Annotated in this window: 18 protein-coding genes and 1 pseudogene; 9 read left to right on the top strand and 10 right to left on the bottom strand. The window is 73.7% G+C overall.

All coding sequences use genetic code 11. The annotated features are described in order from the left end of the window. Positions 1 to 5: 5 nt before the first annotated feature. The 4 genes from msrB (at position 6) to ACZ4VF_RS06125 (ending at position 3,776) form a co-directional block, all read left to right on the top strand. On the top strand, positions 6 to 413 hold the full coding sequence (gene msrB, locus ACZ4VF_RS06140) for a peptide-methionine (R)-S-oxide reductase MsrB (RefSeq protein ID WP_467923434.1): 408 nt from the start codon (positions 6 to 8) through the stop codon (positions 411 to 413). A 914-nt stretch (positions 414 to 1,327) separates the two neighbouring features. After that, on the top strand, positions 1,328 to 2,461 hold the full coding sequence (locus tag ACZ4VF_RS06135) for an ABC transporter ATP-binding protein (protein ID WP_467923433.1): 1,134 nt from the start codon (positions 1,328 to 1,330) through the stop codon (positions 2,459 to 2,461). Beyond that, positions 2,458 to 3,111: an ABC transporter permease gene (locus ACZ4VF_RS06130; RefSeq protein WP_467923432.1), complete on the top strand. Its 654-nt coding sequence runs from the start codon at positions 2,458 to 2,460 to the stop codon at positions 3,109 to 3,111. The genes ACZ4VF_RS06135 and ACZ4VF_RS06130 overlap by 4 nt, the downstream gene beginning before the upstream one ends. Then, positions 3,108 to 3,776, top strand: coding sequence for an ABC transporter permease (locus tag ACZ4VF_RS06125; protein WP_467923431.1), 669 nt, complete (start codon positions 3,108 to 3,110; stop codon positions 3,774 to 3,776). Before ACZ4VF_RS06130 ends, ACZ4VF_RS06125 begins: the two co-directional genes overlap by 4 nt. Positions 3,777 to 3,779: 3 nt before the next feature. On the opposite strand, the gene ACZ4VF_RS06120 is transcribed toward ACZ4VF_RS06125, so the two are convergent. The 4 genes and pseudogenes from ACZ4VF_RS06120 to ACZ4VF_RS06105 all read right to left on the bottom strand — a co-directional run bounded on the left by ACZ4VF_RS06120 (position 3,780) and on the right by ACZ4VF_RS06105 (position 7,770). Then, positions 3,780 to 4,382, bottom strand: a complete 603-nt coding sequence (locus ACZ4VF_RS06120; RefSeq protein ID WP_467923430.1) for a GTP-binding protein — start codon at positions 4,380 to 4,382, stop codon at positions 3,780 to 3,782. Further along, positions 4,369 to 4,786 (bottom strand): annotated as a pseudogene (locus ACZ4VF_RS06115) (DUF742 domain-containing protein). The gene ACZ4VF_RS06120 and the pseudogene ACZ4VF_RS06115 overlap by 14 nt, the downstream one beginning before the upstream one ends. Positions 4,787 to 4,801: 15 nt before the next feature. Continuing rightward, a complete protein-coding gene (locus tag ACZ4VF_RS06110) occupies positions 4,802 to 5,278 on the bottom strand; it encodes a roadblock/LC7 domain-containing protein (protein ID WP_467923429.1) in 477 nt (158 codons plus the stop codon). Further along, positions 5,275 to 7,770: a sensor histidine kinase gene (locus tag ACZ4VF_RS06105; protein ID WP_467923428.1), complete on the bottom strand. Its 2,496-nt coding sequence runs from the start codon at positions 7,768 to 7,770 to the stop codon at positions 5,275 to 5,277. The genes ACZ4VF_RS06110 and ACZ4VF_RS06105 overlap by 4 nt, the downstream gene beginning before the upstream one ends. 225 nt (positions 7,771 to 7,995) lie before the next feature. Here ACZ4VF_RS06105 and ACZ4VF_RS06100 point away from each other — a divergent pair, with 225 nt between their 5' ends. After that, positions 7,996 to 8,955, top strand: a complete 960-nt coding sequence (locus ACZ4VF_RS06100; RefSeq protein ID WP_467923427.1) for an ABC transporter substrate-binding protein — start codon at positions 7,996 to 7,998, stop codon at positions 8,953 to 8,955. A 652-nt stretch (positions 8,956 to 9,607) separates the two neighbouring features. Then, complete coding sequence (locus ACZ4VF_RS06095; protein WP_467923426.1) at positions 9,608 to 10,996, top strand: MFS transporter; 1,389 nt, start codon at positions 9,608 to 9,610, stop codon at positions 10,994 to 10,996. A gap of 176 nt (positions 10,997 to 11,172) precedes the next feature. On the opposite strand, the gene ACZ4VF_RS06090 is transcribed toward ACZ4VF_RS06095, so the two are convergent. The 4 genes from ACZ4VF_RS06090 to ACZ4VF_RS06075 form a co-directional block, all read right to left on the bottom strand. Further along, positions 11,173 to 12,168: an Lrp/AsnC family transcriptional regulator gene (locus tag ACZ4VF_RS06090; RefSeq protein WP_467923425.1), complete on the bottom strand. Its 996-nt coding sequence runs from the start codon at positions 12,166 to 12,168 to the stop codon at positions 11,173 to 11,175. A 46-nt stretch (positions 12,169 to 12,214) separates the two neighbouring features. Beyond that, positions 12,215 to 12,670 carry a tellurite resistance TerB family protein gene (locus ACZ4VF_RS06085; RefSeq protein WP_225826327.1) on the bottom strand — a complete coding sequence of 152 codons (456 nt, stop codon included), beginning with the start codon at positions 12,668 to 12,670 and terminating at the stop codon, positions 12,215 to 12,217. A 614-nt stretch (positions 12,671 to 13,284) separates the two neighbouring features. After that, positions 13,285 to 13,749 (bottom strand): DUF6114 domain-containing protein, encoded by a 465-nt coding sequence (locus ACZ4VF_RS06080; RefSeq protein WP_467923424.1) that lies wholly within the window; start codon positions 13,747 to 13,749, stop codon positions 13,285 to 13,287. Positions 13,750 to 13,754: 5 nt separating this feature from the next. Beyond that, the gene (locus ACZ4VF_RS06075) at positions 13,755 to 14,453 is read right to left on the bottom strand and encodes a DUF6230 family protein (protein WP_467923786.1); all 699 of its coding nucleotides are present in this window, start codon (positions 14,451 to 14,453) and stop codon (positions 13,755 to 13,757) included. 641 nt (positions 14,454 to 15,094) lie between these two features. Between ACZ4VF_RS06075 and ACZ4VF_RS06070 the strand changes: the two genes are divergently transcribed. Next, the gene (locus ACZ4VF_RS06070; protein WP_467923423.1) at positions 15,095 to 15,745 is read left to right on the top strand and encodes a Tat pathway signal sequence domain protein; all 651 of its coding nucleotides are present in this window, start codon (positions 15,095 to 15,097) and stop codon (positions 15,743 to 15,745) included. 18 nt (positions 15,746 to 15,763) lie between these two features. On the opposite strand, the gene ACZ4VF_RS06065 is transcribed toward ACZ4VF_RS06070, so the two are convergent. Then, positions 15,764 to 16,705 carry a lytic polysaccharide monooxygenase auxiliary activity family 9 protein gene (locus ACZ4VF_RS06065; RefSeq protein ID WP_467923422.1) on the bottom strand — a complete coding sequence of 314 codons (942 nt, stop codon included), beginning with the start codon at positions 16,703 to 16,705 and terminating at the stop codon, positions 15,764 to 15,766. Positions 16,706 to 17,136: 431 nt separating this feature from the next. On the opposite strand from ACZ4VF_RS06065, the gene ACZ4VF_RS06060 reads away from it, so the two are divergent. Together ACZ4VF_RS06060 and ACZ4VF_RS06055 are read left to right on the top strand one after the other, a co-directional pair. After that, a complete protein-coding gene (locus ACZ4VF_RS06060) occupies positions 17,137 to 17,784 on the top strand; it encodes a ScbR family autoregulator-binding transcription factor (RefSeq protein WP_467923421.1) in 648 nt (215 codons plus the stop codon). A 22-nt stretch (positions 17,785 to 17,806) separates the two neighbouring features. Next, entirely contained in the window at positions 17,807 to 19,006 is a 1,200-nt protein-coding gene (locus ACZ4VF_RS06055; protein WP_467923420.1) for a damage-control phosphatase ARMT1 family protein, read from the top strand. Here ACZ4VF_RS06055 and ACZ4VF_RS06050 read toward each other — a convergent pair. Next, positions 18,983 to 20,248 carry a cytochrome P450 gene (locus ACZ4VF_RS06050; RefSeq protein WP_467923419.1) on the bottom strand — a complete coding sequence of 422 codons (1,266 nt, stop codon included), beginning with the start codon at positions 20,246 to 20,248 and terminating at the stop codon, positions 18,983 to 18,985. The two genes, ACZ4VF_RS06055 and ACZ4VF_RS06050, sit on opposite strands and share 24 nt — an antisense overlap. Between the last annotated feature and the right edge of the window lie 36 nt (positions 20,249 to 20,284).

Genomic DNA, 20,284 nt, shown 5'->3' with positions numbered 1-20,284 from the left:
AACTGATGTCGTACGACGTCGAGAAGCCGGACGAGCAGTGGCGCGCGGAGCTGAACCCGGCCGAGTACGCCGTGCTGCGCCAGGCCGCCACCGAGCCGGCCTTCACCGGTGAGTACACCGACACCAGGACGAAGGGTGTCTACTCCTGCCGGGCCTGCGGCGCCGAGCTGTTCACCTCCGAGACCAAGTTCGAGTCGCACTGCGGCTGGCCGTCCTTCTACGACCCGAAGGACACCGACGCCGTGGAGCTGGTCGAGGACCGCTCCCACGGGATGGTCCGCACCGAGGTGCGGTGCGCCAGCTGCGGCTCCCACCTGGGGCACGTCTTCGCGGGCGAGGGCTACCCCACCCCCACCGACCAGCGGTACTGCATCAACTCCATCTCCCTGCGGCTGACCCCCCAGGAGGGCTGAGCCCCGAGCGGGGCCGGCCCGGCTCGAGACCCTGTGAGGGTGCCGGGTGTGGCGCGGTGGATCCGCTCCCGTCGCACGCCCCCGCCCGCCGACGCCGGCCGCCGCGCCGACGGCGGCCCCGGCGAGGCCGAGCGGGCGGCCGTGTCGCCGAGCGCCCTGCGCGAGGCACCGGCCGGGATCGGTACGACCCTCGGCGCGGGCCGCACCCGCACCGGGCCGACCCGGGCCGCCGTACGGCCGGTCGACGGAGCCGCCGTCGTGCTGCGGCGCACGGGCGAGGGCCCCGGTCGGGTGCGACGTGATCACCGGCGCCCCTGGGCTGCTGCCCGACGTCCGCCGGGCCGCCGCTGCGGCCCGGGAGGCGGACGTACTGGCCGTCGGCGCGGGCCTCACCCGCACCGGGCCGACCCGCGTACGGCCGGTCGACGGAGCCGCCGTCGTGCTGCGGCGCACGGGCGAGGGCCCCGGCCGGGTGCGACGTGATCACCGGCGACCCTGGGCTGCTGCCCGACGTCCGCCGGGCCGCCGCCGCGGGCCGCACCCGCACCGGGCCGACCCGGGCCGCCGTACGGTCGGCCGACGGAGCCGCCGTCGTGCTGCGGCGCACGGGCGAGGGCCCCGGTCGGGTGCGACGTGATCACCGGTGCCCCTGGGTTGCTGCCCGACGTCCGCCGGGCCGCCGCTGCGGCCCGGGAGGCGGACGTACCGGCCGTCGGCGCGGGACCGGACCCCTGGCTGGAGCACACCGGTGCCGCCCGCTGGGGAGCGGCCCTGTGCAGCGGCACGTCACCCGCCGCGGCAGGACGGGCCGGTGCCGACTCGCGCCCCGCTCCCGCCAAAGTAATGAAACACGCGCGGTCTAGACTCTCCCCGCACCAGCCCAGAATCGGTCGGCCCGAAGGGTACGCGGCGTTTTGATACGGATAGATGCAGTCACGAAGCGGTACCCGGACGGCACGGTGGCGGTCGACCGGCTGTCCCTGGAGATACCGGACCGCGCGATCACCGTCCTCGTCGGTCCCTCCGGCTGCGGCAAGACGACGACCCTGCGGATGATCAACCGGATGGTGGAACCCAGCGAGGGCAGCATCCTCCTCGACGGCCGCGACATCCGGCAGCAGCCGGTCAACACCCTGCGCCGGTCGATGGGTTACGTCATCCAGAACGCCGGTCTCTTCCAGCACCGCACCATCCTCGACAACATCGCCACCGTGCCCCGCCTGCTCGGCTGGAGCAAGCAGAAGGCCCGGGCCCGGGCAGCCGAGTTGATGGAACGGGTCGGGCTCGACACCGCCTTGGCCAAGCGGTACCCGTACCAGCTCTCCGGCGGCCAGCAGCAGCGCGTCGGCGTGGCCCGCGCCCTCGCCGCCGACCCGCCGGTGCTGCTGATGGACGAGCCGTTCTCCGCCGTCGACCCCGTCGTCCGCAAGGGGCTCCAGGACGAACTCCTGCGCATCCAGGAGGAACTGGGCAAGACCATCGTCTTCGTCACGCACGACATCGACGAGGCGATCAAGCTGGGCACGAAGGTCGCCGTGCTGCGCACCGGCGGCCGGCTCGCCCAGTTCGCCCCGCCCGCCGAACTGCTCAGCGCCCCCGCCGACTCCTTCGTGGAGGACTTCCTCGGCGCCGACCGCGGCATCCGCCGGCTCTCCTTCTTCCCCTCCGCGGGACTGGAGCTGGAGACCGCGCCGATCGTCGCGATCGACGCCGACGCCGCCCGGCTCGCCTCCCGGGCCACGGCGGCCCCCTTCCTCCTCGTCACCGACCTCGACGGCAGGCCCCTCGGCTGGAGCGAGCCGGACCGGCTCACCGCCGGCGCCGTCGACCCCGGCCGGCTCCTGGACTTCGGGCGGCCGTTCGTGCCCGGTACCGACTCGCTGCGCACCGCGCTCGACGGCGCCGTGCTCTCACCGACCGGCTGGGCGGTGGCCGTGGACGGCGAGGGGCGCGCGGTCGGTGTCGTGTCCCAGCAGGTCATCGGCGAGGCCATCCGCGCCGCCCACAGCAGGGTGGCCGAGCACGCCGACGCGGAGGCCGGGCGATGAGCGGCTTCTTCGACCTCCCGAGCGACCTCCAGCACAGCTACCTCGGCCTCGTCGGACTGCATCTGCGCGAGGCCCTGCTGCCGGTGCTGGCCGGGCTGCTCGTCTCGCTGCCCGTGGCCCAGCTGTGCGTACGGTTCCGCTGGATCTACCCGCCCGTCCTCGGCGTCACCACCGTCCTCTACGCCGTCCCCTCGCTCGCCTTCTTCGTCGTCCTGATCGACTACTTCGGGCAGAGCGAGACCACGGTGATGATCCCGCTCGCGCTCTACAGCCTGGTGGTGCTGGTCCCGGCGATCGTGGACGGCGTCCGCTCGGTGCCCCCGGAGACCCTGGCCGCCGCCCAGGCCATGGGCTTCGGGGCCGTACGCCGGTACTTCCAGGTGCAGTTGCCCATCGCCGCACCCGCCATCATCGCCGGCCTTCGGGTGGCCACCGTCTCCAGCATCTCCCTGGTCAGCGTCGGCATGCTCATCGGCAACCAGGGCGCCCTCGGCAACATGCTGTACGACGCCCAGACCTACCACCGGCCCGCCCTGGCCGTGAACTCGGTGCTGACCATCGCCGTACTGGGCATCCTCGCCGACGCCGTACTGGTCCTCGTCCGCCTCCTCCTCACCCCCTGGATGCCGCGGAAGGGGACCACCCGGTGAACGTCCTGGACTTCGCACACGCCTTCTTCAGCGACAGCGCCCACTGGCACGGCTACGACGGCATCCCCACCCGGTTCGTGGAGCACATCACGTACTCCCTGCAAGCCCTGCTGATCGCCGCCGTGATCGGGCTGCCCGTCGGCCTGCTCACCGGCCACACCGGGCGCGGCGGCAACGCGCTCGCGCTCCTCGCCACCGCCGGCCGGGCCCTGCCCAGCTTCGGTCTGCTGGTGCTGATGGTCATCTGGATCGGGCTCGGGATGCTGCCGGTGATGATCCCGCTGGTGGTGCTCGCCGTACCGCCGATCCTGGTCACCAGCTACGAGGCGATCCGCTCCGTCGACCCGTCCCCGGTGGACGCGGCCCGGGGCATGGGGATGCCCGAGGCACGCGTGCTGTTCCAGGTGGAGGTGCCGGTCGCGCTCCCGCTCATCCTCAGCGGCCTGCGCACGGCGGCCATCCAGATCGTCTCCACCGCCACCATCGCCGCCTACGTGGGCCTCGGCGGCCTCGGCCGGTACATCATCGACGGTCTCTACCAGAAGGACTACGAGAAGGTCGTCGGCGGCGCCGCCCTCGTCGCCGGTCTCGCCCTCGCGACCCTCGCCGTGTTCTGGGCGGCGTCCCGGCTCACGGTGTCCTCCGGGGTGCGCCGCAGCGGGTGACGGTCACCGCTCGGAGCGGGCCAGCGCGAGTTCGAGCACGACGAGCAGCGTGTCCCGCACCGAGCCCCGCTCGCGGGCGTCGAACACCACGACCGGCACCCCGGGGGAGACGTCCAGCGCCCAGCGGACCTCCTCCAGCGCGTGTTCGACCTTTCCGTCGAAGGCGTTCACCGCGACGGCGAACGGGACGCCCCTGTGCTCGAAGTAGTCGACGGCCGCGTAACAGTCGTCCAGCCGGCGGGTGTCCACGATGACGAGGGCGCCGACCGCTCCCTCCACGATGTCGTCCCACATGAACCCGAACCGCTCCTGCCCGGGCGTGCCGAACAGGTAGAGCTTGAGGGTGGGGTCGATGGTGAGGCAGCCGAAGTCCATCGCGACGGTCGTCGTGGTCTTGCGCGGGGTGTGCGTGAGGTCGTCCACGCCGGCCGCGACCTCGGTGATCGACGCCTCCGTGGTCAGCGGCTCGATCTCCGAGATCGCGCCGACGGCGGTGGTCTTGCCCACGCCGAACCCGCCGGCGATCACCACTTTCACCGGCAGCGGCGGCCGCACGGCCGCCGGCGCGGCCGGGCCCCGGGCCGGGAGCGGTTCAGTCGGTGTCACTCGGTACCCCTCGGGGAGTCGGGGACGGCCCGCAGGCCGTCGATAACCCTGCGCAGGACGGACGCGTCGTGGGTGGCCTCGGCGTCCGGGACGTACACCGCCAGCAGGCCCTCCTCGCGCAGGTCCTCGGCCAGGACCCGGACCACGTTCAGATGCAGCCGCAGCCGGGCCGCGAGTTCGGCGAGGGACTGCGGCAGCCGGCAGGCGGCGACGATGTCGTGCTGCTCGAAGGAGAGCCCGCCGAGCGCGTCGAGGCCCCCGGCGGTCGCCACCACCTGGGTCTCCACGGGCAGCGCCCGGCCGGAGGCGGCGTCCGCGACCCGGCCGGCGGTGACCAGGTACGGCCGTACGGCGGGGGCGGGGCCGACCGGGTCGGGGCCCGGCGGCGCGGTGCCGTCCGCCATGGGGGGCGCTCCTTCTCAGCGGGCCGTCGCCGCGCCGACGCTGTTCTTCAGTTCCAGCACCAGCTGCGGGCTGAGCGCGGCACCGGCGCGGTTGGCGAACAGCGTCATCTCGTAGGCGATGTTGCCGAGTTTCGCCTCCTTGTCGGTGACGACGCCGAGCACGGCGCCGCTGCCGATCGCGGAGACGATGACATGCCCGCCCTCCAGATCGATGATGACCTTGTTCAGCCCGCCCAGGCCGTAGTTGCCCGACGCGCCCGCGGCCAGGCTGGTGATGCCGGACACGATCGCCGCGAGCCGCTCGGAGTCGGCGTGCTCGCGCAGGGCGGACACCGCGATCAGCAGGCCGTCGGAGGACACGGCGATGGCGTCCACGACGCCGGCGGTCTCGGTCGCGAAACGGTTCAGCAGCCAGGTGAAGTCGGCCGCGGCGGTCTGCAGGTCGGTCGGCGGGGTGCCGCCCGTGGGGCTGTCACCTGTCGGCGTGCTCAACTCTCGTGCTCCTTCCGGGAAGCGGGTCCGGTGCTGGTGCTCTCGCTGCGGGCGCCGCCGCCGTCCGGACGGGTGGAGGTGTCCGTGCCGGCGTCGCGCCGGGCGCGCTCCACCGCTTCCTCGAACTCTTCCAGCTCGCTGCGGACGGCTTCCGCGTCCAGCGGTCGTACGGTCTGCGGCACGGTCGTCGGCGCGGCACCGGTGGTGGCCGGGAGCGTGGCTCCCCGGACGCGGCGGCGGAGGGGGCGTCCGGTGCCGGAGGGAGGGGGCGCGGGGGGCCGCGCCTCGTCCGGCGCGTGGCGGGGGACGCGGCGGGGCAGCGGGCCGGTGCCGTGGTCCGGGCGGGCGGGCTCGCCGGCGGCGGCGCCGTCGGCCGGTGTCCTTACGTGCGCGGGGTCCGGCGCCGGCGGCAGGCCCCGGGACGGTGCCGCTCCCGACGCCCCGGGCTTCGGCGCCTGTTCCTGTTCCTGTGCCGCCGGTGCGGGTGCCGGGGCGAGCGGGGTCGCCCTGCCGGCGCCCGGTGCCACCAGCAGCGAGGCCGGCAGGGTGACCTCCGCCGTCACCCCGCCGCCCGGCGTCCGCGTCAGCTCGACCCCGATCTCCCAGCGACGCGCCAGCGCACCGACGACGAACAGGCCCAGCACCTTCGTCGGCACCAGGTCCAGGCGCTCCCGGCGGATCAGCCGGGCGTTCTCCTCGGCGAGCCGCTCGGCGCTCATGCCCAGACCGTGGTCGGTGACCACGATGTGCGTGCCCGCGGAGCCCGAGCGGACGGTGACCTCGACGGGGCTGTCCGCGGGCGAGAACGACACGGCGTTCTCCAGGAGTTCCGCCGTCATCAGCGTGAGGTCCCCGATGGCGTCCGGCTCGACCAGGGCGTCCGACGCGGCGTACAGCCGTACCCGCCGATAGCCCTCGATCTGCCCGAGCGCGGCCCGGACCACGGTGGACAGCGCCGTCGGCCCCGCGTCCAGCACGGTCTCGCGGATGCCGGCCAGCAGCATCAGGCTGTCGGCGTTGCGCCGCAGCCGTACGGCGATGTGGTCGATGGAGTACAGCCGCTCCAGCAGCGCCGGGTCGGTCTCGCCGCGCTCCACCGCGTCGATCAACGCGAGCTGACGAGTGGTCAGGTTGCTCACACGGCGGCCGACGTTGCCGAACATCTCGGCGGTGTTCCGGCGGCTGAGCACCTGGCGTTCCAGCAGCGCCGCGGCTGTCGTCTGCACCCGGTTGAAGGCGACCGCCAGGTCGCCGATCTCGTCCCGGGCCGTGACCGGCATGTCACGCAGCCGCGGCGGCCCGTCGTCCTCGGCGTCGTCGTCGGCCACCCGGGCCAGTTCGCGCCCCGCCACCTCGGCGACCTCCCGCGCCGCCCCGGTGAGCGCCTGCACGGGCCGTACCACCGAGCGGCGCACCAGCACCGCGAAGGCGATCCACAGCGCGAAGGCGATCAGCGTGCCGCTCAGCAGCAGTCCGGCCCGCCACCGGGCGCCGTCGGCGGCACCGTCGGCGCGGTCGGCGATCTGGCCGATCAGCGCGGTGGTGATCCTCAGCCGGGCGGCGGCCTGTTCGGGGTAGGCGGGGTAGTCGCCCAGCGCGTCCCGCACCGACCGGCGCAGGCGCTCCTGGTCGTCCGACTGCAACCGTTCGATCCCGACCTGGAGTTCGGCGTACGCCTCGGCGATCTGCCGCTGCGCCCGGGTGTGTTCGATGCCGGCGAACCGCTCGGCCTGGCCCTCGGTGGCGAACCGGCCGAAACGTGCGGCCTGGTGGGTGTAGAGGTCGTAGGCGCCGACCGCGTTGGTGAACTCGATCAGCGCGTTGGTGTCGCCCGTGGTGGCGGCGAACACGTTGGTCTCGAAGGCGCCGTGGGCGGCGTCGGCACGCAGCAGGGAGTCCAGCAGGCTGCCGGTGAAGGTGTCGGCGAGGTCGGCGTCGCGGTCGAGCCCGAGGCCGTCGATCAGGCTCTGGGCGGCGCCCGCGTAGGCCGGGTCGATGTTGTCGGCGGGCAGGTACGACTGCTCCACCGAGCCGCGCAGGCCGGCGAGGCCCTCGACCCCGCGCAGGGCCTGCGCCTCGCTCGGGGGCAGCCGATCGCCGAAGGTCTCGCGCACCCGGGTCACCTGGGAGTCGACGGCGCGCTGTGCGGCGCGGTAGGCGGACGCCGACGGCCGTGCGTCCCCGGACTCGAAGCGCGTGGAGAGCAGGATGGCCTGCTGGTGCTCGGCCTCCACCCGGTCCACCAGCCGTGCCACCTGCGCGCTGTCCCGCACCAGCCGGGCCGCGGAGGCCGCGCCGGACGACTGCTGCACCAGGTCGGTGAAGAGGTACGCCAGCAGGACCGCGATGACCGCGAGGGGGATGCCGACGAGGAGGTTGAGCTTGCGCCGGAAGGGCCAGCGGTCGGCGAACGCCGCCAGTGCGCGGCCCCGCCCGGGTGTGTGCCGCGCGGGTGAGTGCCGGACGGGAGCGTCCACCTCGTTCGTGGACACTGGGCCTCCTTCGTGCTGTCACGCCACCGGAGCGGCCCTGCGCACCGCTGTGTTCGACTCCAAGGGGCCCGAGACTACAGGCCCGTTGAGGGGCGGATCAGCCCGCCTTTCATCAAGAATCCGTTACGAAGCCAACGCACTGCGCGCACAACTGGTCACAGATCGAGGCCAATCGGTGATCTGTGGCTCTTGACTGACCGAGAACGCGCTGGCTTGGATCAATGGGTGACTTACACGACCCACATCAGCAGGTCCATCCGGAGGAACCGAGGCGCGGCGGCGGTCGCCCTCGTGGCGGCGACGGCCCTGCTGGCGGGCTGTTCCTCCAAGGACGACAAGGGCGGCAATCCCCTCACGGAGGGCAAGGCGAGCGGCGACAGCGTCGTCGTCGGATCCAACAACTTCCCCGAGAGCACCCTGCTCGCCGACATCTACGGTGAGGCGCTCAAGGCCAAGGGGATCAAGGTCACCTACAAGCCGAACATCGGCAGCCGCGAAACCACCTACGGACTGATCAAGAACGGTTCCATCTCGGTCCTGCCCGAGTACAACGGGGCGCTGCTGGCCTACCTGGACCCGAAGGCCACCCCGAAGACCCTGGGCGCGACCACCCAGGCCATCGACGCCAAGCTCGACTCCAAGCTCACGCTGCTCAACCCCGCGTCGGCGGAGGACAAGGACTCGGTCACGGTCAACGCGGCCACCGCGAAGACGTACCACCTCACCGAGAACTCCACCATCGCCGACCTGAAGGACATCGCCGGGGACCTGGTCATCGGCGCCTCGCCGGAGTTCCAGACCCGGCACCAGGGCCTGGTCGGCCTGAAGTCCGTCTACGGCGTGGAGTTCAAGTCCTTCAAGGCGCTGGACGCGGGCGGCCCGCTCACCCTGGCGGCACTGAAGAAGGACGCCGTGCAGGCCGCGGACCTCTTCACCACGGACCCGAACATCTCCAAGGAGAAGTTCGTCGTCCTGCAGGACCCGAAGAACCTCTTCGGCTTCGAGAACGTCCAGCCGCTCGTGTACAAGAGCGCGCTGTCCGAGAAGGGCGTGGACGCGCTCAACGCGGTCTCCGCCAAGCTCGACACCGCGACCCTGCTGAAGCTGGACACCCAGGTGCAGACGGAGAACAAGGACCCGCTGGACGTCGCCAAGGCCTGGCTGGAGTCAGCGGGCCTGAGCTGACGCCCCGGGCCCGGACCGGCCCGGCCGGGGGTGACGGCCGACGTGCCGACGCGGGTGTCCCCGCCTTCCGGGGACACCCGCGTCCCGCTCGACGGCCGCGGGCTCACCCTGGCCGCCCGGGCCCGGCCCGCCGACGCCACGGCCGTACCCGTCGAGGACACCGCCCGCCCGGCGCCGGCCGGGCCGTGTTCGAGTGCCGCCGCCCCGGCCTGGGACGGACGGACCCGCCGTCCTCTCCCACGGGCCGGAGGAAGCCGCGGGCTTCGCCGGGCGGGCGGCCCGGGCCGGCGCCGCCTGCGCCACCGTCCTCGGCCGCGAATCGCCGTCGCCGTCCGGGCGTCGAGCCTCCGCCCGGTACCGCCGGCCGCACCCGCCTTCGCCCCCGCCGTCTCCGCGCCCACCGGTCTGCAGGACCGCCCGCCGACCCGGGGACATCGCGTCGACGACCCGCCTCACGTCCCTACTGGCCGGGTCGTGACACCGGCACACCAAAGCCTTCGGCCGTGTGAGTTCTCCACGCGAACTGCCCGGTGGATGGAAGAAATCCACGTACTCCTCGTCCCGGATGGAGTCCCCCCGCCTCGCGCTCCCACGCTTGCCCGGTGACCGAGCCCGTTCCCGGTGCCGGTCCCGAGGCGTGAGAGGAATCCCCATGACCCTGGAGCACAGCCCGGTCGTCACCCCGTACCGCCACCGCTGGGCCGCCCTGGCCGCCCTGCTGCTGGGCGAGGCCATGAACCTGCTGGACGCCACCGTCGTCCAGGTCGCCGCGCCCGCCGTGCGCGCCGATCTCGGCGGGCCGGTGTCCGAGGTTCAGTGGTTCGGCACCGCCTACACGCTGCCGTTCGCCGTGCTGCTGCTCACCGGCGGACGGCTCGGCGACATCGCCGGCCGGCGCCGGATGTTCCTCCTCGGGGTCACGCTGTTCACGGCGGCGTCCGTGGCCTGCGCCCTGGCTCCCTCGGCGGGCATGCTGATCGCGTTCCGCGCGGCGCAGGGCGCGGCGGCGGCACTGATCGTTCCGCAGACCATCGGGCTGATCAAGGCGATGTTCGCGGGGGAGGAGACGGCGAAGGCGCTGGGCTGCATCGGCCCCGTGATGGGACTCGCCGCCGTCTGCGGGCCCGTCCTCGGCGGCGTGCTGACCCACGCCGACCTGTTCGGGTCCTCGTGGCGAGCCGCGTTCCTGGTGAACGTCCCCGTGGCCGCGGCGGTGCTGGCCCTCGCCCCGCTGCTGCGGGAGGACCGCGCCACGCACCGCCCCGCCCTGGACTGGCCGGGCACCGCTCTGGCCGCGCTCGGCACCGGGCTCGTCGTCTACCCGCTGACCGGCACGGACCTCGGCCGTCTTCCGCTCAGGGCCGTGGTGCTGCTGGTGGCCGGCCTGCTCGTCCTGGCCGGCTTCGCCGTCCAGCAGCGGCGCTCGGCCGGGCCGCTGCTGGAGCCGAGCCTGTTCGCCCGGCGTGGCTTCCCGGCCGCCCTGGTCGCCTCCACCGCCTTCTTCGCGGTGACCAACGGACTGTCGACCGTCGTCGTCCTCCAGCTGCAACTGGACGCGCACACGAGCGTGCTGGCGGCCGGTCTGAGTCTGCTCCCCTGGTCCGCCGGGCTCGCCGTCGCGTCCTGGCTGGCCGGTTCCCGGCTGGTACGACGGTACGGGCGGCGCGTGCTGCCGTACGGGCTCGGACTGCTGCTGGCCGGCGTGCTCGCGGCAGGTGCGGCGTACGGCACGGCCGCCCCGGGCCGCTACCCGGCGGCGCTCCTGCCCGCCCTCGCCCTCGTCGGCGCCGGCGCCGGCCTGTTCACGCCGGCCTTCTTCACCCTCGCGCTGCGGCCCCTGCGTCCGCACGAGATCGGCTCGGCGGCCGGCCTGCTCAACGCGGTCCAGCAGCTCGGGGCCACGCTCGGCATCGCCCTGCTCGGCAGCGTCTACCTGACCGGCACGGCTCCCGGCGCGGCACGGACCGCCTGCTGGGCGGCGACGGCACTGGTGGGCCTGGCCTGGGTGTCGAGCGGACGGGTGGCGGCGGCCGCCTCCTAGACGGCCGCCGCCACCGGAGCCCCGGGCCCGTCTCGGCGGGCGTCGGCGACCGCCGGTGTCGGGCATGCCCCGGCCTGCGGCAACTCCAGGCGTCCGGTGCCGCCCCCGGCCCGCGGCAGCTCCGGGTCCGCGGCAACTCGCTGCCGGGCCCCCGGCACCTCCGGGCGCCCGGCGCTTCACGGGGGCGTCGGCCCCTGTCGTCGTATCTGCGCCAGCGGTGTCAGGGCCGGGCTCGCCGCCTTCAGGGTGCGCAGGACCGGGCTGGTCTCCAGCGCGTCGATCTCCCGGAGCGTGCCGAGCCGGCGGGTGAGATAGCGGTGCAGGTCGGCCGGGTCCCGGCACAGGGCCTGGGCGACCAGGTTGGTGGGGCCGGTGGTCGCCGCCACGAAGGCCAGCTCGTCATGGCCGGCCAGGGCGTGTCCCACCCGGTCCAGGTCCGCCGGCCGCACCGACAACCACAGCAGCGCCCGTGTGCGCACCCCGAAGAGCGCGGCGTCCACCTCGACGTCGAAGAAGAGCGCGCCCGCCGCGCGCAGCCCGGCCAGCCGGCGGGCCACGGTGCCGGGGGACCAGCCGGTGGCCCGGGCCAGCTCGCCCTGCCCCGCCCGGCCGTCCCGCTCCAGCGCGGCCAGCAACGCGGCGTCCCCCGGCTCCGGTTGCCGTGCCTCCTCCCGCGTGTCCCGGTACTCCAGCGCCGCCTGCTGCCGGGCGTCCAGGGCCCGGGCGCTGCGCCGCCAGTTGGCGGGACCGCCCAGGTAGGTGTGGAGCAGGCAGTGCGCGGAGACCGCGGTGACGCCGCCGGTGCGTGGGATGTCGTGCAGCAGCAGGGAGCCGGGGGAGGCGTCCTCGGCGGGGGCGTGGACGACCGCCGTGATCTCGGTGCCGCCGGAGGTGAGCTTCACCCAGGAGGTGTCCGGCCGCCGCACCAGCGCCCCGGCGATCTCCCGCGCGGACCTCGCCGTCGCGGTCAGCCGGACGAGCCACTGGGCCCGGCCCGCCCGGTGCGGGTCGGGCAGGCCCACCACCCGCAGCCCCGCCTCGGTGCGCAGTCGGCGGTAGCGCCGGGCGACCGTCTGCGCCGAGACCCCGAGGACGTCGGCGATCCTGCTGAACGGAGCCCGGCCGTCCAGGTGCAGGGCGTGGATGAGGGCACGGTCGAGGTCGTCGAGCATGCCCCCATCCTCGCGCTCCGCGGAGTGCTCCGAGTCCTCCGAGGGCTCAGAGGTCGAACTCGTGCGGCGGCAGGTCCAGCGCGTAGCACGCCTCCCGCACCACCGCCTGCTCGTCCTTGTCGAAGTCGCCGTCCGCGCCGCCGATGACGATGCCGATCTGGACGACGGCCCGTGCCTCGGCGGGCTTCTTCTTGGCCTTGGCGATCTCCTGCAGCACGCTCACCTTGCCGAAGGCGAAGTCCGCCGTCAGTTTGTCCAGGTTCTCCTCGAAACGGCGGCGGAGGTCGTCCGCCGGGAAGTTCTGCAACACCTCGTTCGTGCCGATGAGCTGGGCCACCCGCTGCCGTTCCGAGGGATCCACCGTCCCGTCGGCGGCCGCCACGAGCGCGCACATCGCCATGCTCGCATCACGGAACGCGCCGCTCTTCAGGTCGTTCTTCTTCGCCACCAACTGGGTCTGCATCTGCGACGCCGACTCCTTGATGCGGTCCCACAGGGCCATGTGCGCTCCTCGTATCGGCCGCCTGATGCTCCGGCAGCATCCCGGCGGGAATCTCTACAGCACTGTAGAAGATAGCTTCTACAGTTTTGTAGAAACGAATGGGGAGGCCGGGAAGTTCCGCGGATTCCGCCTGATTCGGCGCACGGCGGACACGGCCGGCGCACGGCGACGACGCGCGGAGGGGAGGGGGGCGACGGTGGCGACAGCGTCCGGGGCCGGCCGCCAAGGGTCCTTTGCCGAGGTCCTCGCCGGAGCGGCCGCCGTCTCGGACCGCTCGCCGCGCCCGCCGGCCACACACCGCGCGGGCGCCGGTCCAGGGTGAGAGCGATGTGACCGGACCCGCCGAGCGGACCGGCGGCGCGCTGCCCACCGTCAGCCGGTATCCGGCCGAGCCCGGACTCGCCGGCCTCGTCCGCTCCCGCTGCGAGGGCCGCCGCCGGGTGGACCTCGCCGGCACGGCCGAACAGGCCCGCCGCCGCCGACGTCGTACGACTCCTCACCGGCCGTCTCGAAGGGCGGGAGGAGCCCGCCGCCGTCCCCGGCCACCGGCCCCGCGGCCCCCGAGCCCGCCGGCATCCGGGGTGCCGCCTCCGTGCTCCCCGTACCTCCCGCGCTCAGTGACTGCCGGCGCGCTCGGGCCGGCTGCTCCCGGACCCGGGGGTGTGCCCCGCGGCGCGTTCCCGCTTGCGGCGTTCACGGCGGCTCGTGCGCGGTTCCTGGTCCGGGAGCCAGCCGAAGGCGAGGCAGCTGCCCGTGGCGCCGAGGAGGAGGCCGATGAAGAAGCCGCCCAGGTTCGAGGTGAGCCAGGTGCCCAGGGAGAGCAGGATGCCGGTGAGGGAGTAGAAGAGCCGCTGGGCGGGGTTGAAGAGGATCAGCAGGCCCAGCAGGACCATGAGACCGGGCAGCAGATAGCCGGCCAGGCCCTGCATGCCGATGTGCAGGACGACCTTCAGCGAGGCCTTCTCGGTGAGCAGGATCTCGCCGCCGCCGAGGGCGAGCAGCAACCCGCCCCAGAACGGCCGGCGGGCCCGCCATCCGCGGAAGGCGGCCCTCGGTCCCCGGCGTGGACGGTCCGGCACGGCGATCAGCAGCCCGAGTCGCTGAAGCGCAGATTGAGACCCGGCAGCTTGAAGACGCCCGCCGTCGTCGCGTAGTTGGTCTGCCGCAGGTGGGCGATCCGCACGGTGTCGGCCTGCTGGCTGAAGACGCCGATCGGACCCTTCACGCCCGCCTTGGTCAACGTGCTGGCGTCGTTGCCGATCTCGATGTTCTTGAACGCCGCGTCACCGGACAGCTCGGTGGAGTCGGTGGTCAGGTCGGTCGCGGAGACCTTCTCCGCCCCGCTGCCCGCGGTGATCAGCAGGTTGGTCCCGCCGAGGTCGACGCTCTGGCACAGCTTGGTGAGCGTGGCCTGCTTGATCGCGGAGGTGACGATGAGCACCTGGCCGCCGGTGTCGCCGGCGTTCGGGCTGCCCTCCGCCATGTTGTCGAGACCGCCGAACTGTTCGAAGCCGGTGCCGTTCAGTTCCGTCGCGGTGACCGTGAACGGCATTCCGGAGATGGCGAACTGCACGCCCAGCGCTCCCTGCGCGGTGAGGACCGCCAGGCCCGCGGCGACCAGGGTGGCGGGCACCGCCATCACCGCGGCCCGGCGGGCCCGCACGCGTCCGCGTCTCTCGCCGCCGGAGGTGGTCCCGGCGGCGTCGGGGGTGCCGGAAGAGGGGTCGCTACCCGGGTTCTCCGGGGTGTTGCCGGTGGACGGGACGTCCGGGGACGAGGCCATGTCTGCTCCCATGGGCATGGATCAATGCGGGTTGGGCTTCAGTGGCGCGGTGTCCTGGCGCGGACAGCGGATGCCGCGTACGCCTCCTCGCAACTCCCGGCGGGCGCAAGGGCTTTCTCGTTACGCGGCAGTAGCCTTTCGAGGAAGTTACCGCCGGTTACTTTCAGGGGTCAAGGGAGGTGTGAAAAAAGGGTGCCGGATGTGCGCGGGCCGTTTCCGCCTGCCACAACTCCCTTTCTTCTCCTTGACGTTGACGGTTGACGAGGTCTACAACTTCCCCTGTTTCCCCGGATCCGTGGCGCCGGATCCAGCAAGCGGCATCCGTCGCGTTTTCCCGGCGTGGCACCACCCGCGCCCCCGCGGCACCGGCCGCGTTCCCGGCCCTGTCACGGCAACCGCTCCACCTCGCACCGCGGCACCGGCACGGCGTTCCCCTGTCTCGTCCCGTGCCCGGCCGCCCCTGGTCCGGCCCGGCCGGAGGTCTTCCCCCGAGGCCTTCGGCCGGTGCCCGGTGTGCCGCCGTCGCGGGTCCGCCGCGTACGGAGAAGGCGCTACGGCCCCGCGCCGGCGGCATCTCCCGCTCCACCCGCCACCCCCCACCTCACCCCAGCTGTCCCCCCACACGGAAGAGAGGCACCCGCATGCGCACGCGCTCCCTCCTCGTCGTCGCCGGCACCGCCACGGCGCTCGCCCTCACCTGGGCCTCCCCGGCCTCCGCGGCCGGCACGGTCCTCACCACCGGCAGCACCGGCGGCACCGCGGTCGCCGTCGGCGACACCCTGACCGCGCCGCTGGCCTCCGGCACCTCCGCCACCTTCTACTCCAGCGCGACCGGCACCAGTGGCGTGAAGTGCACGGGCTCCCAGTTCACTGCCCAGGTCACCGGCAACCCGGCCGCGCCCGGCACCGCCACCGAGTCCGTCACCGCGCACACCTTCGCCAGTGCCACCTGCACCAGCAACGTCACCGGTGTCCTCGGCGTCAACGGCATCACCATCAACAACCTGCCCTACTCGGCGACGATCACCTCGGACGGCACCCTCACCGTCTCGCCCCCGAGCGGCTCCGTCATCCAGGCCACCGTGCAGCTGCGCACCCTGCTCGGCAGCGTCACCTGCGTCTACCAGGCACCCAGCCTGACCGGCAAGGCCGACAACGCCGACAGCAGCATCAGCTTCACCAACCAGCAGTTCGGCAAGGTCTCCGGCTCCTCGCTGTGCTTCGCCAACGGCTACTTCACCGCCAAGTACGCGCCCGTGACCGACGCGGGTGCCCGGGTCTACGTCAACTGAGCGACCGGACCGTCCGGTTCAACGTCGTCGCGGACGCCGTAGCCGGAACGTGAGGGCGGCGCCCCCGGTGAGGAGCAGCACCGCGGTGGCGCCGCCCGCCAGCAGCGGCGCCGACGGCCCCGAGCCGCCGTGCGCGGCCTCCGCGACCCCGGTCCGTTCGCCGGCGACTCCCTCGGTCCGCCCACCGCTCCGGCCCGCGGCCGGTACCGCGTCCTTTGCCGGCGCGTTCGTCCTGGGCGACGTCCGCCGTTCCGGCGACGCCGGTCCGCTCGGCGACCCCTCCGGCCGCGCGGGCGGCGGTACCGCCCCGCCCGCTTTCCCGCGTGCCGGGAACACCACGTCGGAACACGCGTAGTACGTGTCCGGCGTACTGCTGTTCTCCCAGACCGTGTACAGCACCTGACGCCCCGTCCGGTCGGCCGGCAGCGTGGCGCGCAGGTGGTACGCCCCGTCGCGCAGCGGCGGGTCCGTGACCTCGGCGAAGGGCCGCTCCGGCAGGTCGGACCAGGTCAGCGGCTTCGACGGGTCGTACCCCTGCTTGGTCAGGTACAGCCGGAACGTGCCCGTGTGCGCGATGGTCGAGGCGTAGGTCAGTGTCAGCCGGCCGCCCGGTGCCAGCCGTGTCGCCGGCCAGTCCCGCCGGGGCAGGTCCAGGCCCCGGTACGCCGGCAGGCCGCCGCTGCACAGCCGGCCGTCCGGAATCACCTCGCGGTCACGGCCGTCCACCCCCGCCACCCGCAGGTTGTCCCAGGCGGTGAACGGAGCGCCGTTCGCCGAGATCGCGGCCCGGCAGGCCGCCGTCCGGACCGCGCCGCCCCCGGGCGAGCAGGCGTAGACCCGGCTGACCGGGTCCGTCGGGGCGCCGTGCGCCCGGGCGGTCCCCGCAGCCCACGGCAGGAGCAGGAGCGGTGCCGTCACGGCGGCCACCCTGACGCTCAGGCGGACGGTCATCCGAGTCATCCGGGTCTCCTCGGCGGGCGCGGGAACGGGTCTGCGACGTCCAGTACGGCACCGGCCCCCGGCGCGTTCACCCCCCCACCGGCACGCCCGCGCGCGAGCGGCGTGAAAGCACCGACCGGTTCGGCTGTTTCGCGCCTGCTCCCCCAAGCCGTTGAGGAGCCGGCCGTTCGGCTCGTATCGTGGCGATCATGGAGGCGGGCGTCCGTCGCCACGAGGCTGCCGGTCGCCGGCCGGATCGAAGGGGGACCGCCGTGGGCTCGCCCGTTCACACGGGAGGAAGCGGCCGGCCGGCGCCGTGCGCGGCGCTGACACGTGTCGGGACACGAGCGGTGACATCCCGGACTCCCGTTGCCCTTGGGTGAGTTATCGTATGCAAGGGGTTAAAACAAACCGCATGTCCTGTTCGTTGAGGTGCGAGGAGGGGTCCCAGGATGGCGAGGCAGTTACGCGCTGAGCAGACCCGGACAACGATCATCACTGCCGCCGCCGACCTGTTCGACCGGTACGGCTACGAATCCACCAGCCTGAGCGACATCGTCGCACACGCGAAGGTCACCAAAGGCGCCCTCTACTTCCACTTCGCCGCCAAGGAGGACCTGGCCCACGCCATCCTGGAACTCCAGGCCAGGGCCGCGCAACAGCTCGTGGCCGACGTGGAGAGCCGCGGCTGCTCCTCGCTGGAGGCCCTGATGCGCACCACGTTCGGGATCGCCCGGCTCGCCGTGGAGGACCCCGTGCCGCGCGCCGGACTGCGCCTCGCCGCCGCCGACATCGCCGTACGGCCGCCGCTGCGGCACCCGTTCACCGAGTGGCTGGAGTTCGCGACCCGCAAGTTCGGCGGAGCGGTCCGGGAGGCCGACGTCCACGGCGACCTCGACGTCGGCGTCGTCGCCCACTCCCTCGTCTGCTTCTTCATCGGCACCCGGGTCGCCGGCCGCTCGCTGGAACCCGTCGGACGGCTGCCGCGGAGGGTCGCCGAGATGTGGCACCTCATGATCCGCGGCCTCGTCCCGGTGCACCGCCGGCCCCGCTACGTCACCCTCGCCACGCAGCTGGAGCGGGAGATCCGCGCCGCCTGACACCCGCGATACCGTGACGGACATGCCCGACACCCCCTTCGCACCCGTGATCCTCGGCAACGCACCCGGCTCGTTCCCGCACAGCGTGCTGGCCGAGCGGCACCCCGCGATCATCCGGCAGGTACGGGAGGCCTTCCCGTACGGCCCCGGGCAGCACACGGCGCTGGACGAGCTGCTGAAGAGCTGCACCCAGGGGACGGTCGAGCCGCTTCCCGCCAACGCCCCCGACCGCGAGCAGTGGCACGGCTGGGGTCTGGCCGAGTACGCCGGCCGGTCCTGGTACGACGTGCCCTGGCTGTGGTCCGAGAGCTACTTCTACCGCCGGCTCCTGGACGCCGTCGGCTGGTTCGGCCCGGGCGCCTGGCAGGGCATCGACCCCTTCCGCCCCTTCAAACGCGCCGAACTCGACGCCCCGGAGACCGGGGAGGAACTCGCCGCCCTGGACGGGCTGCTCGACCTCTCGGAACAGGAGCGGGCCCGCGCCCTGCTGCACGGCTCGCTGTGGGGCAACCGCGCCGACCTCGGCTTCCGGCTCTCCGCCGCGGGCGCCGAGGCCCGCGAGCCGGTGCCCGCGCTGGTCGCCGACGACAGCGACAGCCTCTGGTCGCTGCTCCCGCCCGGCGGAGCGGGCACGCTCGTGCTCGTCGCGGACAACGCGGGCCGCGAACTCGTCCCCGACCTGCTGCTGATCGCCCACCTCCTCACCGAGGGCCGGGCCGCGCGGGCGGTCCTGCACGTCAAGCCGTACCCGTACTACGTCTCCGACGCCACCACCGCCGACGTCGTCGACGCCCTGCACCGGCTGCGCGCGGCCCCGGGCGCGGCCGCCGAGTACGGGCGTGCGCTCTGGTCCGCCCTGGCCGACGGCCGGCTCACCGTCCGCGCCCACCCCTTCTCCTGCGCCCCGCTGCCCTACAGCGCGATGCCGGACGACCTGCGCGCCGAGTTCGCCCGGGCCACGCTGACCGTCGTCAAGGGCGACCTGAACTACCGCCGTCTGGTGGGCGACCGGCTGTGGCCGCCCACCACGCCCTTCCGGGAGACGACCGCGTACTTCCCCGGCCCGGTCGCCGCGCTGCGCACCCTCAAGTCCGACGTGATCACCGGGCTCACACCCGCCACCGAGGCCGCGCTGGAGGAGGCCGAGGGGCGGACCTGGCGGACGAGCGGCACGCACGCGCTGATCCAGACCGACCCGTCAGGCGACCGTCAGCGGCAGTGACGTGACGCCGTTGATGAAGTTCGACACCAGCCGCCCGGCCGGCCCGGCGAGCCGCGGCGGCCCGGGCAGCGCCCGCAGCACCTCCTCGTGGAGCAGCCGCAGCTGCAACCGGGCGAAATGGGCGCCCAGGCAGACGTGCGGGCCGTCCCCGAAGGAGACGTGCGGATTGGGGGAGCGGGCGAGGTCGAGCCGGTCCGGATCGGCGAAGACGCGCTCGTCCCGGTTGGCCGAGGCGTGGAACACCACGACCTTGTCGCCCGCCCGGACCGCCCGACCCGCCAGCTTTGTGTCCCGCAGGGCCGTCCGCCGGAAGGTCAGCACCGGCGGATGCCAGCGCAGCAGCTCGTCCACGGCCGACGGTACGCCGGTCTTCCCGGCGCGCAGCAGCTCGTACGCCTCCGGGTGCTCCGCGAGTGCCAGCAGTCCGCCCGGGGCCGCGCTGCGCACGGTGTCGTTGCCCGCCACGGTGAGCAGGAAGAAGAACATCTCCAGTTCGGCGTCGGCGAGTCCGGCTTCGTGGGCGAGCGTCGTCATGATGTCGTCGGCGGGGTACCGGCGCTTGTGCGCGGCGAGTTGTCCGGCGTAGGCGAACATGTCCCGCAGCATCGCCGGTGACCGCGGGTTCACCGGCCTGCCCGCCCCGTCCCGCACCGGCGGTCCGGCCTCGTCGGGATCCTGGTAGCCGATGACCCGCTGCGTCCAGTGCAGCAGCAGACGCCGGTCGCCGTCCGGGACGCCCAGCAGATCCGTCAGGTTCAGCAGGGCGTACTCGTCGGTGACGGAGGCCACCAGATCGACCGTGCCGTCCCCCTCCCGCGCCGCCGCCAGGGCGCCCGCGAGCAGCGTGCGCGCCCGCTCCCGCGCGGCCTCCGCGAACCGCTCGACGCGCCCCGGCGTGAAGGCGCGGCTCACCAGCCGGCGCAGCCGCCCGTGCGCCGGCGGGTCCTGGTTGAGCATCATCCGCCGGATGAACGGCAGGTCCTCCGGGTCCGGATCGCGGATCTGCGTCGCACCGGCGTACGAGGAGTACGTCCCCGCGTCCTTCAGCACACGGACGACGTCCGCGTGCCGGGTCACCGCCCAGAACCCGGGGCCGGCCGGCCAGCCCAGCACCTCCGGCTCCTCCTGCCAGGCCACCGGATGGTGGTCGCGCAGCACGCGGTAGGCGTCGTGGGGCACCCCGGCGGCGTACCGGCGCGGGTCGAAGACGTCCGGGACCGGCGGCGCCTCGCGCACGCTCACGCCGGCCCGTCCCCGCGTTCCCCGACCGCCCGGGGC

It is taken from the genome of Streptomyces sp. NPDC029151 (assembly GCF_055564315.1).
This window is presented reverse-complemented; position numbering and strand designations above follow the sequence as displayed.

Bases quoted from the DNA above. Each gene is read 5' to 3' on its own strand.
- msrB (WP_467923434.1), top strand. From the start codon at position 6: ATGTCGTACGACGTCGAGAAGCCGGACGAGCAGTGGCGCGCGGAGCTG.
- ACZ4VF_RS06130 (WP_467923432.1), top strand. From the start codon at position 2,458: ATGAGCGGCTTCTTCGACCTCCCGAGCGACCTCCAGCACAGCTACCTC.
- ACZ4VF_RS06095 (WP_467923426.1), top strand. From the start codon at position 9,608: ATGACCCTGGAGCACAGCCCGGTCGTCACCCCGTACCGCCACCGCTGG.
- ACZ4VF_RS06090 (WP_467923425.1), bottom strand. From the start codon at position 12,168: ATGCTCGACGACCTCGACCGTGCCCTCATCCACGCCCTGCACCTGGAC.
- ACZ4VF_RS06085 (WP_225826327.1), bottom strand. From the start codon at position 12,670: ATGGCCCTGTGGGACCGCATCAAGGAGTCGGCGTCGCAGATGCAGACC.
- ACZ4VF_RS06075 (WP_467923786.1), bottom strand. From the start codon at position 14,453: ATGGCCTCGTCCCCGGACGTCCCGTCCACCGGCAACACCCCGGAGAAC.
- ACZ4VF_RS06070 (WP_467923423.1), top strand. From the start codon at position 15,095: ATGCGCACGCGCTCCCTCCTCGTCGTCGCCGGCACCGCCACGGCGCTC.
- ACZ4VF_RS06065 (WP_467923422.1), bottom strand. From the start codon at position 16,705: ATGACTCGGATGACCGTCCGCCTGAGCGTCAGGGTGGCCGCCGTGACG.
- ACZ4VF_RS06060 (WP_467923421.1), top strand. From the start codon at position 17,137: ATGGCGAGGCAGTTACGCGCTGAGCAGACCCGGACAACGATCATCACT.
- ACZ4VF_RS06055 (WP_467923420.1), top strand. From the start codon at position 17,807: ATGCCCGACACCCCCTTCGCACCCGTGATCCTCGGCAACGCACCCGGC.